General features: G+C 71.2%; 11 protein-coding genes and 1 rRNA gene. All 12 read left to right on the top strand.

What is annotated here, in order from left to right; genetic code table 11:
* Positions 1-179: 179 nt before the first annotated feature.
* The gene (gene pheS / locus FS641_RS03310) at positions 180-1,220 is read left to right on the top strand and encodes a phenylalanine--tRNA ligase subunit alpha (RefSeq protein ID WP_144759950.1); all 1,041 of its coding nucleotides are present in this window, start codon (positions 180-182) and stop codon (positions 1,218-1,220) included.
* Complete coding sequence (pheT, locus tag FS641_RS03305) at positions 1,220-3,712, top strand: phenylalanine--tRNA ligase subunit beta (protein WP_144759947.1); 2,493 nt, start codon at positions 1,220-1,222, stop codon at positions 3,710-3,712. The genes pheS and pheT overlap by 1 nt, the downstream gene beginning before the upstream one ends.
* 75 nt (positions 3,713-3,787) lie before the next feature.
* Positions 3,788-4,885 carry an N-acetyl-gamma-glutamyl-phosphate reductase gene (locus tag FS641_RS03300; protein ID WP_144759944.1) on the top strand — a complete coding sequence of 366 codons (1,098 nt, stop codon included), beginning with the start codon at positions 3,788-3,790 and terminating at the stop codon, positions 4,883-4,885.
* 53 nt (positions 4,886-4,938) lie between these two features.
* Positions 4,939-6,099, top strand: a complete 1,161-nt coding sequence (gene argJ, locus FS641_RS03295) for a bifunctional glutamate N-acetyltransferase/amino-acid acetyltransferase ArgJ (protein ID WP_186317601.1) — start codon at positions 4,939-4,941, stop codon at positions 6,097-6,099.
* Positions 6,099-7,121, top strand: coding sequence for an acetylglutamate kinase (gene argB, locus FS641_RS03290; protein ID WP_144759941.1), 1,023 nt, complete (start codon positions 6,099-6,101; stop codon positions 7,119-7,121). Before argJ ends, argB begins: the two co-directional genes overlap by 1 nt.
* On the top strand, positions 7,118-8,344 hold the full coding sequence (locus FS641_RS03285; RefSeq protein ID WP_144759938.1) for an acetylornithine transaminase: 1,227 nt from the start codon (positions 7,118-7,120) through the stop codon (positions 8,342-8,344). The genes argB and FS641_RS03285 overlap by 4 nt, the downstream gene beginning before the upstream one ends.
* Entirely contained in the window at positions 8,341-9,321 is a 981-nt protein-coding gene (argF, locus tag FS641_RS03280; protein ID WP_144759935.1) for an ornithine carbamoyltransferase, read from the top strand. Before FS641_RS03285 ends, argF begins: the two co-directional genes overlap by 4 nt.
* Before the next feature lie 10 nt (positions 9,322-9,331).
* Positions 9,332-10,507 (top strand): argininosuccinate synthase, encoded by a 1,176-nt coding sequence (locus FS641_RS03275; RefSeq protein WP_144759932.1) that lies wholly within the window; start codon positions 9,332-9,334, stop codon positions 10,505-10,507.
* A 112-nt stretch (positions 10,508-10,619) separates the two neighbouring features.
* Entirely contained in the window at positions 10,620-12,065 is a 1,446-nt protein-coding gene (gene argH / locus FS641_RS03270) for an argininosuccinate lyase (protein ID WP_144759929.1), read from the top strand.
* Positions 12,062-12,724, top strand: coding sequence for a DNA-3-methyladenine glycosylase (locus FS641_RS03265; protein WP_144759926.1), 663 nt, complete (start codon positions 12,062-12,064; stop codon positions 12,722-12,724). The genes argH and FS641_RS03265 overlap by 4 nt, the downstream gene beginning before the upstream one ends.
* Before the next feature lie 90 nt (positions 12,725-12,814).
* Positions 12,815-14,131 carry a tyrosine--tRNA ligase gene (tyrS, locus tag FS641_RS03260; protein ID WP_144759923.1) on the top strand — a complete coding sequence of 439 codons (1,317 nt, stop codon included), beginning with the start codon at positions 12,815-12,817 and terminating at the stop codon, positions 14,129-14,131.
* Between the two features lie 598 nt (positions 14,132-14,729).
* Positions 14,730-14,789 (top strand): 16S ribosomal RNA (locus tag FS641_RS03255); the annotation flags it as partial.

Raw genomic sequence — 14,789 nt, 5'->3', positions numbered from 1 at the left:
GTACGACATCGACCCTGTCGCTCCTTGCTCGTGCATCGATCGCCCCCGACTCCGAACGACAGCGTCGTCGTCGTACGACATCGACTCGGTCGCTCGGAGTCCGCGCACGCGGGCGGGCCAGCGCGCCTCGGCCCGGACGCGGGACGCCGGTATCCCAGGTCCCGGTAGGATCGGGTGCTGTGTCAGAACCTCTCGAGATCAGCGAAGCGGCGGTCGCCGACGCGGTCGACGCGGCCCTCGCCGCAGTCCGCGCCGCGACGACGGTCGCCGAACTGAAGCAGGCCAGGGCCGAGCACACGGGCGAACAGTCCACGCTCGCGCGTATGAACGCCTCGATGCGCAGCGTGCCGCCGGAGCAGAAGGCCCAGGCCGGCAAGCTCGTCGGGCAGGCCCGTGGCCGCGTGAACGGCGCGATCGCCGAGCAGGAGTCCGTCCTGGCCGAGGCCGAGGAGCGCGCACGTCTCGAGGCCGAGCGCGTCGACGTGACCGCGCTGCCGACGACCCGCACGCCCGGGTCCCGTCACCCGCTCTCGCTGCTGAACGAGGCCGTCGCCGACATCTTCGTCGGCATGGGGTGGGAGGTCGCGGAGGGCCCCGAGCTCGAGCACGAGTGGTTCAACTTCGACGCGCTCAACTTCGACGAGGACCACCCGGCGCGTGCGATGGCCGACACGATCTTCGTCGAGCCCGTGGACCGGCACCTCGTCATGCGCACGCACACCTCCCCGGTGCAGGTGCGGTCGCTGCTGTCCCGCGAGCTCCCGCTCTACGTCATCGCCCCCGGCCGCGTGTACCGCGCGGACGAGCTCGACGCCACGCACCTGCCGGTCTTCACGCAGGTCGAGGGCATCGCGATCGACAAGGGGCTGACGATGGCGCACCTGCGCGGCACGCTCGAGCACTTCGCCCGCCAGGTCTTCGGCGACGAGGCACAGATCCGTCTGCGCCCGAACTACTTCCCCTTCACGGAGCCGAGCGCCGAGATGGACGTCTGGCAGCCGAACGCCAAGGGTGGCGCGCGGTGGGTCGAGTGGGGTGGCTGCGGCATGGTCAACCCGAACGTCCTGCGCTCCGCCGGGATCGACCCGGACGAGTACCAGGGCTTCGCGTTCGGCATGGGCATCGAGCGGACGCTGCAGTTCCGCAACGGCCTGAACGACATGCGTGACTTCCTCGAGGGCGACCTCCGCTTCTCGCAGCAGTTCGGAACGGTGGTCTGATGCGCGTCCCACTCCGCTGGCTCGGTGAGTCGGTCGACCTCCCCGACGACGCCACGCTCGAGCACGTCCACGCGGCACTCGTGTCCGTCGGCTTCGAAGAAGAGGACGTGCACACCCACGACCTGACCGGGCCCGTCGTGGTCGGTCGGGTGCTCGAGCGTGTCCCGGAGCCGCAGAAGAACGGCAAGACGATCAACTGGTGCCAGGTGGACGTCGGCGAGGCCGAACCCCGCGGCATCGTCTGCGGCGCCCACAACTTCGACGTCGGCGACAAGGTCGTCGTGACGCTCCCCGGTGCCGTGCTGCCCGGGCCGTTCCCGATCGCCGCGCGCAAGACCTACGGGCACGTGTCCGACGGCATGATCGCCTCGGCGCGCGAACTCGGCCTCGGCGACGAGCACGACGGCATCCTGCGCTTCGCCGACCTCGGCATGGACCCCGACGTCGGTCAGGACGCGATCGCACTGCTCGGCCTCGACGACGCCGCGGTCGAGATCAACGTCACGCCGGACCGCGGCTACGCCCTGAGCATGCGCGGTGTCGCCCGCGAGTACGCGCACGCCACCGGTGCCTCGTTCCACGACCCGGTGGACCGTGTCGCACCCCGTGCGGGCGAGGGCTTCACGGTGACGATCACCGACGACGCCCCGATCCGCGGCCGCATCGGTGCGAGCACCTTCGTCACCCGGGTGGTCCGTGGCATCGACGCCACCCGTCCGACACCGGCATGGATGGTGTCCCGTCTCGCGCTCGTCGGCGTGCGCTCCATCTCGCTCCCCGTCGACATCACCAACTACGTGATGTTCGAACTCGGGCAGCCGCTGCACGGCTACGACCTCGCGACGGTGGTCGGCGGGCTCGGCGTCCGGCGGGCCACACCGGGCGAGACGCTGACGACGCTCGACGACGTCACGCGCACGCTCGACCCGGAAGACCTCGTCATCACCGACGGCGACGGCCCCGTCGGCCTCGCCGGCGTGATGGGCGGCGCCCGGACCGAGATCACCGCCTCGACGACCGACGTCCTCATCGAGGCAGCGAGCTTCGACCAGGTCTCGATCGCGCGGACGGCTCGACGGCACAAGCTGCCGAGCGAGGCATCGCGCCGCTTCGAGCGCGGGGTCGACCCGATGGTCGCCGAGGCCGCGGCCAACCGGGCCGTCGAACTCCTCGTCGAGCTCGCCGGCGGCACGGCGGACGTCCTCGGCTCGACGCTCGTGGACGACGCCCCGCGCCCGATCGTCACGATGCGGCTGACCCGTCCCGCGGAGCTCATCGGTGTCGACTACACGGACGCCGAGGTGGTCGACACCCTCCGTGCCGTCGGGGCGACGGTCGACGTCGACGGTGCGCAGCTGGCGGTCACCCCGCCGACCTGGCGTCCGGACCTGACCGACGACACCACGCTCGTCGAGGAGGTGGCGCGCATCGTCGGGTACCACCGGATCCCGAGCGTCCTGCCGGTCGCCCCTCCCGGACGCGGCCTGACGGACCACCAGCGGGCACTCCGCCGGGTGGCAGCGGCCCTCGCCGCGGACGGCCTGGTCGAGGTCGTCACGGCGCCGTTCGTCTCGGCCGCCACGGCCGCGGCGTTCCCGGGGATCGACCCGGCCGGTGGTCCGAGCGTCGTGCTCGCGAACGCCCTCGACAGCGAGCAGAGCCTCCTCCGACGGAGCGGTCTCCCCGCGCTCGTCGACGTCGCGCGGCGGAACGTGTCCCGTGGCCTCGTCGACGTCGCGGTCTACGAGACGTCCCGGGTCTTCCTGCCGGTCGACGGAGCCGAACTCGGCACCACGACCGTTCCCGCAGGGGCTGCACATCCGGGTGCCGAGACGCTCCGCGCGCTCGACGCCGCACTGCCCGCACAGCCGTTCCACGTGTCGGCGCTCCTCACCGGGAACCGCCTCGTCAAGCAGCCCGGCGTGCAGCCGGAGCCGTTCGGCATCGCGGACGCACTCGACGTCGCCCGGACCGCTGCGTGGGCGGCGGGGACGACGCTGACCGTCGCCCAGACGACGCACCCGTCGCTCCACCCCGGTCGGGCCGCGTCGCTCCTCGTCGGGGACGTCGTCGTCGGCGTCGCCGGCGAGCTCCTGCCCGAGCTGACCGCCGCGGCGGACCTGCCCCGTGTGGTCGCGGTCGTCGAGCTCGACCTCGACGCCCTGGTCGCCGCCGTGCCCGAGACCCCCGCCGTCGCGCCGATCGTGACGTACCCGGCGGCCACGCAGGACCTCTCCCTGGTGGTCGGGGTCGACGTCCCGGCAGGTGACGTGCTCGACGTCGTCCGGACTGGCGCCGGAGAGCTCCTGGAGTATGCTCGGCTCGTGGACGACTACCGGGGCACGGGCGTGGACGAGGGACAGAAGTCCCTGACGTTCGCACTGCGCTTCCGCGCCACGGACCGCACGCTGACCGCTGCCGAGGCCTCCCAGGCCCGTGACGGCGCAGTCCGACGTGCCGGCGAGCGATTCGGGGCGACCCTGCGCGACTGATCCTCCGGGACCAGCACCGCCCGGGGTCGCCGCCTCCGATTGCTCGACGACCAGTCCGACCAAAGGTGGAATCCCATGTCCGTATCCGTCGCCGTGGCGGGAGCCAGCGGCTACGCGGGCGGTGAGCTGCTGCGCATCCTCGCCGCCCATCCCGAGTTCGACGTCAGGACGGTGACGGCGTTCTCGAACGCCGGACAGCCGCTCGTCGCGACGCAGCCGCACCTCCGCTCGCTGTCGCACCTGACGCTGGTCGAGACGACGGCGGAGAACCTCCGCGGACACGACGTGGTGTTCCTCGCACTGCCCCACGGGCAGTCGGGCGCGATCACCGCCGAACTCGACGAGGACGTGCTCGTCGTCGACTGCGGCGCGGACCACCGGCTCACCGACCCGGCGGCGTGGGAAGCGTTCTACGGCGGCGACTACTTCGGGGCCTGGACGTACGGCCTGCCGGAGCTCCTGCACGCGGCCCCGGAGCCCGGTTCCGCCGAGGAGTGGCGGGACGTCGACGACATCGCGCCGCAGGGCCGACAGCGTGCCGCCCTGGCGACGACGAAGCGGATCGCCGTTCCCGGGTGCAACGTCACCGCGGTGACGCTCGGCATCCAGCCGGGGATCCAGGCCGGACTGGTCGAGGCGGACGACATCGTCGCCGTCCTCAGCGTCGGGCCGTCGGGAGCGGGGAAGAAGCTCGCCACCACCTACCTCGCCGCCGAGATCATGGGGTCCGCCAGCGCCTACGCAGTCGGTGGCACGCACCGCCACGTCCCGGAGATCCAGCAGAACCTCCGGGCCGCCGGTGCGAGCGACGTCTCGATCTCGTTCACGCCCGTCCTGGTGCCGATGTCCCGCGGGATCCTCGCGACGACGACCGCGAAGCTCGCGCCCGGCGTGAGCGCGCGGGACGTCCGGTTCGCCTGGGAACAGGCCTACGCGGACGAGCCCTTCGTGCACCTGCTCCCAGCGGGGGAGTTCCCCCGGGTCGCCGACACCATCGGGGCGAACACCGCCCTGGTCGGCATCGCCGTCGACGAGGCCGCCGGCCGCGTCGTCGCGATCAGCGCCCTCGACAACCTGGCCAAGGGGACCGCCGGCGCAGCCGTGCAGTCCGCGAACATCGCCCTCGGCCTGCCGGAGACACTCGGCCTCAGCGTGGACGGAGTCGCACCGTGACGGACGCAAGCAACCAGGACCCGACCGCACCGAGCCTCCAGGCCGGCGAAGACCTGCAGGGCGTGACCGCCGCAGCCGGCTTCCGCGCTGCCGGCGCGACCGCCGGGCTCAAGGCGAGCGGCACACCGGACGTCGCCCTCGTCGTCAACGACGGGCCGGAGTCCGCGGTCGCCGCGGTCTTCACGAGCAACCGAGCCCAGGCCCACCCCGTCATCTGGTCCCGCCAGGTCGTCGGCGACGGCATCGCCAAGGCCGTGTTCCTCAACTCCGGCGGTGCGAACTGCTTCACCGGGCCCTTCGGGTTCCAGACCACGCACATGACCGCCGAGGCCGTCGCGGCGTCGCTCGACATCGGTGCCGGCGACGTCGTCGTCTGCTCGACCGGGTTGATCGGCCGGGGCGACCAGACGTTCCGCGACCACGTCCTGCACGGTGTCGCACTGACGACGGACGCACTGACCGCGACCGGCGGTCCGGACGCGGCCCGCGCCATCATGACGACCGACACCAGGCCGAAGCAGGCCGTCGCGGCCGAGGACGGCTGGACCGTCGGCGGGATGGCCAAGGGTGCCGGGATGCTCGCGCCGGGGCTGGCGACGATGCTCGTCGTCATCACCACGGATGCGCTCCTCGACGCCGACCAGCTCGACCAGGCGCTCCGCGCGGCGACACGGGTGACCTTCGACCGTGTCGACTCGGACGGCTGCATGTCGACCAACGACACCGTCGTCCTGATGTCGTCGGGCGCGTCCGGCGTGACGCCGGAGGTCGGGGACTTCCAGGAGGCCCTCACCGCGGTGTGCGCTGACCTCGCGCGGCAGCTCCAGCAGGACGCCGAGGGCGCGAGTCACGACATCGCGATCCACGTGGTGAACGCCGCGAGCGAGGACGACGCCGTCACGGTCGGCAGGAGCGTCGCGCGCAACAACCTGTTCAAGGCCGCCGTCTTCGGCAACGACCCGAACTGGGGCCGGGTGCTCGCGGCGATCGGCACCACCGACGCCGCGTTCGACCCGTACGCGGTCGACGTCTCGATGAACGGCGTACGGGTGTGCCACGCCGGCGCTCCGGACCGGCCCGTCGACGAGGTCGACCTCACGCCACGGGACACCGAGGTCCTCATCGACCTCGGCGTGGGACCGTTCGCCGCCACGATCCTGACGAACGACCTGACGCACGACTACGTCCACGAGAACAGCGCGTACTCCAGCTGATGGCCGACGACAGCATCCTCTCGAAGGAAGAAGAGCACGAGCTCGCGACCGTCAAGGCCGCGACCCTCATCGAGTCCCTGCCGTGGCTGAAGCGGTTCTCGGGCAAGATCGTCGTCGTCAAGTTCGGCGGCAACGCCATGGTGAACGACGACCTCAAGCGGGCGTTCGCCGAGGACATGGTCTACCTCCGGTACGCCGGCCTGCACCCGGTCGTGGTGCACGGCGGCGGCCCGCAGATCTCCGCGGCGCTGAAGGAACAGGGCATCCAGTCGGAGTTCCGCGGCGGTTACCGCGTGACGACGACCGAGGCGATCACGGTTGTCCGGGACGTCCTCGCCGGCGAGGTGAACCGCGAGATCGTCGACCTGATGAACGAGCACGGCGACGGCCTCGGCGTCGGGGTGTTCGGCGACGGCGGCTCCCTGTTCACCGGCGAGAAGAAGGGCGTCGTCGTGGACGGCGAACACTTCGACCTCGGGCACGTCGGCGACATCACGCACGTCGACCCGTCCGGGGTGCTCGCCGCGATCCGCGCGAACCAGATCCCCGTCGTGTCGAGCATCGCCATCGACGACGCCCACCCCGACCAGGCGCTCAACGTGAACGCGGACGCGGCTGCTGCCGCCCTCGCGATCGCGCTCGGCGCCTCGAAGCTCATGATGCTGACCGACGTCCCCGGGCTGTACCGGAACTGGCCGGACCGCGACTCGATCATCGACCTCATCGCAGTCGAGGAACTCCGGGAACTCCTGCCGACGCTCGAGTCGGGCATGATCCCGAAGATGACCGCGTGCCTGGACGCCGTCGTCGGCGGGGTCGGCGGTGCGACGATCATCGACGGTCGGATCCCGCACTCGATCCTCCTCGAGGTCTTCACCCTGCGCGGTGCCGGCACCGAGGTGATCCCGGACCCGAGCCGTCGCACGGAGAACCAGAACACCCACGCCGAGATCGGCCGTCGCGGACCGGCGGTCACGCACGACACCACGCACAGCACGCACACGAAGGGACCCGCACGGTGAGCACCGAGACGCAGACCGAGACCTGGAACGACCGGTTCGGGGCGTCGCTCATGCGATCCCTGACCCCGCCGAAGGTCATGCTCGAGCGCGGATCCGGCTGCCGGGTCTGGGACGTCGACGGCAACGAGTACCTCGACTTCCTCGCCGGAATCGCCGTCAACTCGCTCGGGCACGCCCATCCCGTCCTGGTCGAGGCGATCGCCGACCAGGCCGCCAAGCTCGTGCACGTGTCGAACTACTTCGCGACGCCCCCGCAGCTCGAGCTCGCGGAACGGCTGAAGCGCATCACCGGCGCGGGCGACGCCGGCCGCGTGTACTTCGGCAACTCCGGTGCAGAGGCGAACGAGGCCGCGTTCAAGCTGGCGCGCCTGAACAGGGGTGCCGACGGCCGGAAGACCCGGATCCTCGCACTCAAGCAGGGCTTCCACGGCCGGACGATGGGCGCGCTCGCGCTCACCGGCAAGCCCGCGCTGCAGGAGGACTTCCTGCCGATGATCCCCGGCGTCGACCACATCGACACCTCGATCGAGGCGCTCGAGCGCGCGATCGACGACACGGTCGCGGCGCTGATCCTCGAGCCGATCAAGGGCGAGGCCGGCGTCGTCGACCTCCCCGAGGGCTTCCTCGCCGCCGCACGGCGCCTGACCGAGGAGCACGGTGCGCTGCTGATCCTCGACGAGATCCAGACCGGTGTCGGTCGTACCGGCACCTGGTTCGCGTTCCAGCACCTCGGGGTCGTGCCCGACGCCATCACCATCGCGAAGGGCATCGCCGGCGGGTTCCCGATCGGGGCGCTCGTGACCTTCGGCCACGCCTCCGACCTCTTCTCGGCGGGCCAGCACGGGTCGACGTTCGGCGGCAACCCGCTCGGCACGCGGGTCGCGAACGCGGTGCTCGGCGAGATCGAGGACGCCGGCCTGGTGGACGCCGCCCTGGTGAAGGGCGAGCGCATCCGCGCCGGGATCGCCGCGATCGCCTCCCCGCTCGTGGACGAGATCCGCGGGCAGGGACTCCTCATCGGCGTGGGGCTGCACCGTCCGGTTGCCGCAGCGATCTCGGCGGCCGCACTCGAGCGCGGCCTGATCGTGAACGCCCCGAACGAGTCGAGCCTGCGCATCGCGCCGCCGCTCATCGTGTCCGACGCCGAGATCGACGAGTTCCTGTCGATCCTCGCCCAGAGCATGGCGGCCGTCGAGGGCGCCGACCAGGAGACCTCCGCATGACCCGCCACTTCCTCCGCGACGACGACCTCTCGCAGGCCGAGCAGTCCGCCGTCCTCGACCTCGCGGTCTCGATGAAGCGCGACCGCTGGGGAGCCAAGCCGCTCGCGGGCCCGCAGAGCGTCGCCGTGATCTTCGACAAGTCGTCGACCCGGACCCGGGTGTCGTTCCACGTCGGCATCAGCGACCTCGGTGGCAGCCCGCTCATCATCTCCACCGCGAACAGCCAGCTCGGCGGCAAGGAGACGCCGTCGGACACCGCCCGGGTGCTCGAGCGCATGGTCTCCGCGATCGTCTGGCGCACCTACGGCCAGGCCGGTCTCGAGGAGATGGCCGCCGGCACGACGGTCCCGGTCGTCAATGCGCTCTCCGACGACTTCCACCCGTGCCAGCTGCTCGCCGACCTGCTCACCATCCGTGAGCACCGCGGGGAGCTCGCGGGGCAGACGGTCGCGTTCGTCGGGGACGGCGCCAGCAACATGGCGCAGTCGTACCTGCTCGCCGGTGCCACGGCCGGGATGCACGTGCGGGTCGCCGCACCGGCCGAGTTCGCCCCGGCAGCGCAGGTCGTGACCGACGCCGAGCACCGTGCCGCGGAGACCGGCGGGTCCGTCCTCGTGGTCACCGACCCGGTCGCCGCGGTCGCCGGCGCCGACGTCGTCGTGACCGACACGTGGGTGTCGATGGGCAAGGAGGACGAGAAGCAGCAGCGCCTCGCCACCTTCAAGGACTACCGCGTGGACGACGTGATGATGGCCCACGCGGCGGACGACGCCGTCTTCATGCACTGCCTGCCGGCCGACCGTGGCTACGAGGTCACCGCCGACGTGATCGACGGGCCGCGCAGCATCATCTGGGACGAGGCGGAGAACCGTCTGCACGCCCAGAAGGCGCTGCTCGCGTGGTTGCTGGCGAGCAACTCCTCGGCGAGCTACTCCTCGGCGAGCAACTCGTCGGCGAGCAACTCCTCGGCGAGCTGACGAGGGCACCATGGCAGACCGCGTCGTCCTGGCCTACTCCGGCGGCCTCGAGACGTCCGTCGGCATCGGCTGGCTGCGCGACCTCACCGGCAAGGAGGTCGTGGCCCTGGCCGTCGACGTCGGCCAGGGCGGCGAGGACCTCGAGGTGATCCGTCAGCGCGCGCTCGACTGCGGCGCCGTGGAGTCGGTCGTCGTCGACGCGAAGGACGAGTTCGCCGACGACTACCTGGTCCCGGCGCTCCGGGCGAACGCACGCCACCAGAAGCGCTACCCGCTGGTGTCTGCGCTCAGCCGGCCGCTCATCGCCGAGCACCTCGCGGTCACGGCCCGGCAGCTCGGCGCCGACACCGTCGCGCACGGCTGCACCGGCACCGGCAACGACCAGGTGCGGTTCGCGACCGCGGTGGCGGCGATCGCGCCGGACCTGTCGGTCGTGGCGCCGGTGCGGGACCTGGCGCTCAGTCGGGACCAGGCGGTGGCGTACGCCCAGGAGCACGGCCTGCCGGTCCGGCAGAGCGAGTACTCGGTCGACCAGAACGTCTGGGGCCGCGCGGTGGAGACGGGGTACCTCGACGACCCGTGGAACGCCCCGGACGAAGCGCTGTACGCCTACACGCAGGACCCGACCGTCGCCCGCGACCCGGACGAGGTCACCATCACCTTCGAGCAGGGCGTCCCGGTCGCGATCGACGGCCAGCGCTTCAGCGTGCTGCGCACCGTGCAGGAACTCAACGCCCTCGCCGGGCGGCACGGCGTCGGGCGCATCGACGTCGTCGAGGACCGCCTGGTCGGCATCAAGTCCCGCGAGGTCTACGAGGCCCCTGCGGCGACGGCACTGATCACCGCCCACGAGGAACTCGAGAACCTGACCCTCGAGCGGGACGTCGGCCGCTACAAGCGCGGCGTCGAGGCGGACTGGGCCGACCTGGTCCACGACGGGCTCTGGTTCAGCGGGCTCAAGCGCAGCCTCGACGCGTTCATCGACGACACCCAGCAGTACGTCTCGGGGGACGTCCGGCTGCAGCTCCACGGCGGACGGGCGACCGTGACGGGCCGACGGTCCGAGCAGAGCCTCTACGACTACGAGCTCGTCACGAACGACTTCGACCAGTCGGCGGCGCGGGGCTTCGTCGACATCTGGGCACTGCCGAGCCGGATCGCCGCACGCCGCGACCGCGCCAACTGACCGAGAGCGGACCAGCCGCGCCCCGCCCGACCGCGCGCCGCCCCGCAACCCCGACCCCGCACCGCCACCGATCGCCCAGACCGACTCCGACCCGACCACGACACAGGACACCATGACGGACCAGCAGAACGCCAAGACCGACGCCACCAACACCGGCGCCCTCTGGGGTGCCCGCTTCGCCGACGGCCCGAGCGCAGAACTGGCCGCCCTGTCGAAGTCGACGCACTTCGACTGGCAGCTGGCGCCGTACGACATCGCCGGGTCGCGTGCCCACGCCCGCGCGCTGCACACCGCCGGGTACCTCAGCGCCGACGAACTGGCGCAGATGCTCGCCGGCCTCGATCGCCTCGACGAGCAGCACGCGACGGGCGACCTCCAGCCGGCGGACTCCGACGAGGACGTGCACGGCGCGCTCGAGCGGCTGCTCATCGCCGACCTGGGCCCGGAGCTCGGCGGCAAGCTGCGCGCGGGTCGGAGCCGGAACGACCAGATCGCCACGCTCGGCCGCATGCACATGCTCGACCACGGGCGTCGGATCGGCCGCCTCGTGATCGACCTCGTCGACGCGATCAGCCAGCAGGCGAGCGAACACCCGGCGGCGATCATGCCGGGCCGCACGCACCTGCAGCACGCGCAGCCCGTGCTCCTCGCGCACCACCTGCTGGCCCACGCCTGGCCCCTCGTCCGCGACCTCGAACGGCTCCGCGACTGGTCGGCCCGGGCGAGCGTCAGCCCTTACGGCGCCGGTGCCCTCGCCGGCAGCTCCCTCGGGCTCGACCCCGCGGCGATCGCCCGTGAGCTCGGTTTCGACCGCCCGGCCGAGAACTCGATCGACGCCACCGCCGCTCGCGACACCGTGGCCGAGTTCGCGTTCGTCCTCGCGCAGATCGGCATCGACGTCTCGCGTCTGGCGGAGGAGGTCATCCTCTGGAACACGAAGGAGTTCGGCTTCGTCCGGCTCCACGACGCGTTCTCCACGGGGTCGAGCATCATGCCGCAGAAGAAGAACCCGGACATCGCCGAGCTCGCCCGCGGCAAGTCGGGTCGCCTCGTCGGCAACCTCACCGGGCTCCTCACGACGCTGAAGGGCCTGCCGCTGGCCTACAACCGGGACCTCCAGGAGGACAAGGAGCCCGTCTTCGACTCCGTCGCCACGCTCGAGGTCCTCCTGCCGGCGTTCACCGGCATGATCGCGACGCTCACCTTCGACACCGACCGGATGGCCGAGCTCGCACCGCAGGGCTTCTCGCTGGCGACCGACGTGGCCGAGTGGCTCGTCCGACAGGGGGTCGCGTTCCGCGACGCGCACGAGATCTCCGGCGCGCTGGTCCGGTACTGCGAGGAGCGCGGCATCGAACTCGACGACCCCACCGACGACGAGTACCTCGCCGTCTCCGAGCACCTGACCCCCGGCGTCCGCGCGGTCCTGACGATCGAGGGCAGCACGTCGTCGCGGTCCGGTGTCGGCGGCACCGCGCCCGACCGTGTGGCGGAGCAGCTGACCGGCCTCACCCAGCGCGTCCACGACCTGGCGAGCGGGGCGCCGTTCACCCGATGACCGGCGGGCTGCTCGCACTGCTGGCGGAGCCGGCCCCGGTGAGCGCGCCCGCCCTGCTCGGCGCGACGCTCACCGGCAAGGGCGTCACGATCCGGATCACCGAGGTCGAGGCCTACTTCGGCCCCACCGACCCCGGGTCCCACGGGCACCGCGGAATGACGCCGCGCAACCGGCAGCTCTTCGGGCCACCGGGGACGCTCTACGCCTACCGGTCCTACGGCATCCACACCTGCGTCAACGTGGTCAGCGGACCGGAGGGGACGTCGTCGGGATCACTCCTCCGCGGCGCCGAGGTCGTCGACGGCGTCGCCGTGGCGCGCGCCCGACGCGGTGCCTCGGTGACCGACGTCCAGCTGGCGCGGGGACCCGGCAACCTCGGAGGCGCGATCGGGGCCGTCCTCGGTGAGGACGACGGCTCCTCCGTCGTCGACGGTCGCGGACCGTACGTGCTCACCCTGGCCCCCGGCCTGGAGGCTCGGATCGCTGCCGACGGACCGGCTCCGGTCCTCGCGGGGCTGGCCACCGACCCCGGCATCGCCCGTGGCCCACGCACCGGTGTCGCCGGCATCGCCGGCGGGACCGCGTTCCCCTGGCGGTTCTGGTTGCCGGGCGAGCCGACGGTCTCGGCGTACCGGCGGCACAAGGCCGCGGTCGACTGAGCCACCTGCGCGGCGGCCGCTCGGATCGGGAGTCGAGCCGTGCCTCCAGGCCGGGCCTGTCCAGTCGGTGCCCGACGCTACGATGGCTGGGTGTCCAGTGCCACCGCTCCCGATGTCCTGACGCGCCAGCAGAACGACCCCACCTTCGCCTCGGTGTGGGACGAACTGCGCTGGCGCGGTCTGGTGCACGTCTCGACCGACGAGACCGCACTCAAAGAGGCGCTCGACGGCGACCCGATCACGTACTACTGCGGCTTCGACCCCACGGCGCCCTCGCTCCACTGCGGCAACCTGCTGCAGCTGCTGACGATGCGTCGGTTGCAGCTCGCCGGGCACAAGCCGCTCGCCCTCGTGGGTGGATCGACCGGGCTCATCGGAGACCCACGCCCCACCGCCGAGCGGACGCTGAACACCCGCGAGACGGTGTCCGAGTGGGTGACCCGGTTGCAGCACCAGGTGTCACGGTTCCTCAGTCCCGACGGTGACAACGGCGTGCGGCTGGTGAACAACCTCGACTGGACCTCGCCGCTGTCCGCGATCGACTTCCTCCGCGACATCGGCAAGTACTTCCGGGTGAACTCCATGCTCAAGAAGGACGCGGTCGCGGCGCGGCTGGAGTCGGACGCGGGCATCAGCTACACCGAGTTCAGCTACCAGATCCTGCAGGGCCTGGACTACCGGGAGCTCTTCCGGCAGTACGGCTGCACCCTGCAGACGGGTGGGTCCGACCAGTGGGGCAACCTGACCTCGGGGACGGAACTGATCCGACGCGCCGAAGGTGCGACCGTGCACGCGTTGGGGACGCCCCTCATCACGAACTCCGACGGCACGAAGTTCGGCAAGAGCGAGGGCAACGCGATCTGGCTCGACGCGGACATGACGTCGCCGTACGCGCTGTACCAGTTCTGGCTCAACACGACCGATGCCGACGTGGTCGACCGACTGCAGAAGTTCACGTTCCTGTCGAGGGCGGAGATCGAGCGGCTGGCGCAGGCGGTCGCCGACGAGCCGTTCCGTCGTGAGGCACAGCGGGTCCTCGCGTTCGAGGTGACGGCGATCGTGCACGGGGTCGACGCGACCCAGGCGGCGATCGACGCGTCTGCGGCGTTGTTCGGCAACGGTGACCTGGGGACACTCGACGGCGCGACCCTGCGGTCCGCGATCGCGGAGCTCCCAGGGTCGGTCGGCCTCGCGCCGGATGCCGACCTCGCCACCGCGCTCGTCGAGACCGGGCTCGTGAAGTCCCTGGGGGAGGCGCGTCGCGCGATCGACCAGGGCGGCGTCTACGTGAACAACGCCCGTGCTGACGACTCGACCGCGGTGCTGTCCGACCTCGCCCTGCCCGGGGGAGTGGTCGTGCTCCGCCGTGGGAAGAAGACCCTCGCCGGCGTGACGCTCGCCGACTGATCCGACCCACACTCGAGAGCCCGGTCCCCGCTGTGGGGCCGGGCTCTCGCCCGTTCCGCGCCCCCGCCCGATGCGGATCAGCGGTCCTGTTGCACGATGCGACACGCCCGGGATGCGGCCCGTCTTGGCGCACCCCTCCGGCGCTGCGTATAGTTCTTACTCGTCACCCCAAAGGTGCGGCGGAGCGGCTGGAGCGAAAGCCCAGAGCACGTCGGCCCTCAAGCGGGACCATCCTCCACTGGAGATCAGATCCGGCCTTGCGCTGGACGGCTCCGACGCCTAGGATGACTACTCCACCGGTTCTCTCCCTCGGGATGAGCCACAGACTCGGCCTCAGGCCGGTCGACGAACACCGGTGGGACAGCACCAAGTACGAATGCCTCTCTGGCGGAGCCTCTTTCGGGGTCGAGCGGGGAGTGCGTCTGGTCCTTGAGAACTCAACAGCGTGCACATTGTCAATGCCAATTTATTGACCCCGTGCTCGGTCAGCTTGCTGGTCGAGTCGGAGACAATTCCTTTTGGATTGAAGATTGTCAGTAGACAGTCAACAGTCAGTTTCAACTCGGTCTGATGCTTTCGGGTGTCGGATCTGTAATTTTTTACGGAGAGTTTGATCCTGGCTCAGGACGAACGCTGGCGGCGTGCTTAACACATGCAA

The sequence above is a fragment of the Curtobacterium sp. 9128 genome (assembly GCF_007673775.1).
Taxonomy (GTDB): domain Bacteria; phylum Actinomycetota; class Actinomycetes; order Actinomycetales; family Microbacteriaceae; genus Curtobacterium.
The sequence above is the reverse complement of the archived record's forward strand: the minus strand, read 5'-3'. Positions and strand labels throughout refer to the sequence as shown.

Coding starts and splice junctions, on each gene's coding strand:
- pheT (WP_144759947.1), top strand. CDS start 1,220: ATGCGCGTCCCACTCCGCTGGCTCGGTGAGTCGGTCGACCTCCCCGAC.
- FS641_RS03300 (WP_144759944.1), top strand. CDS start 3,788: ATGTCCGTATCCGTCGCCGTGGCGGGAGCCAGCGGCTACGCGGGCGGT.
- argB (WP_144759941.1), top strand. CDS start 6,099: ATGGCCGACGACAGCATCCTCTCGAAGGAAGAAGAGCACGAGCTCGCG.
- argF (WP_144759935.1), top strand. CDS start 8,341: ATGACCCGCCACTTCCTCCGCGACGACGACCTCTCGCAGGCCGAGCAG.
- FS641_RS03275 (WP_144759932.1), top strand. CDS start 9,332: ATGGCAGACCGCGTCGTCCTGGCCTACTCCGGCGGCCTCGAGACGTCC.
- argH (WP_144759929.1), top strand. CDS start 10,620: ATGACGGACCAGCAGAACGCCAAGACCGACGCCACCAACACCGGCGCC.
- FS641_RS03265 (WP_144759926.1), top strand. CDS start 12,062: ATGACCGGCGGGCTGCTCGCACTGCTGGCGGAGCCGGCCCCGGTGAGC.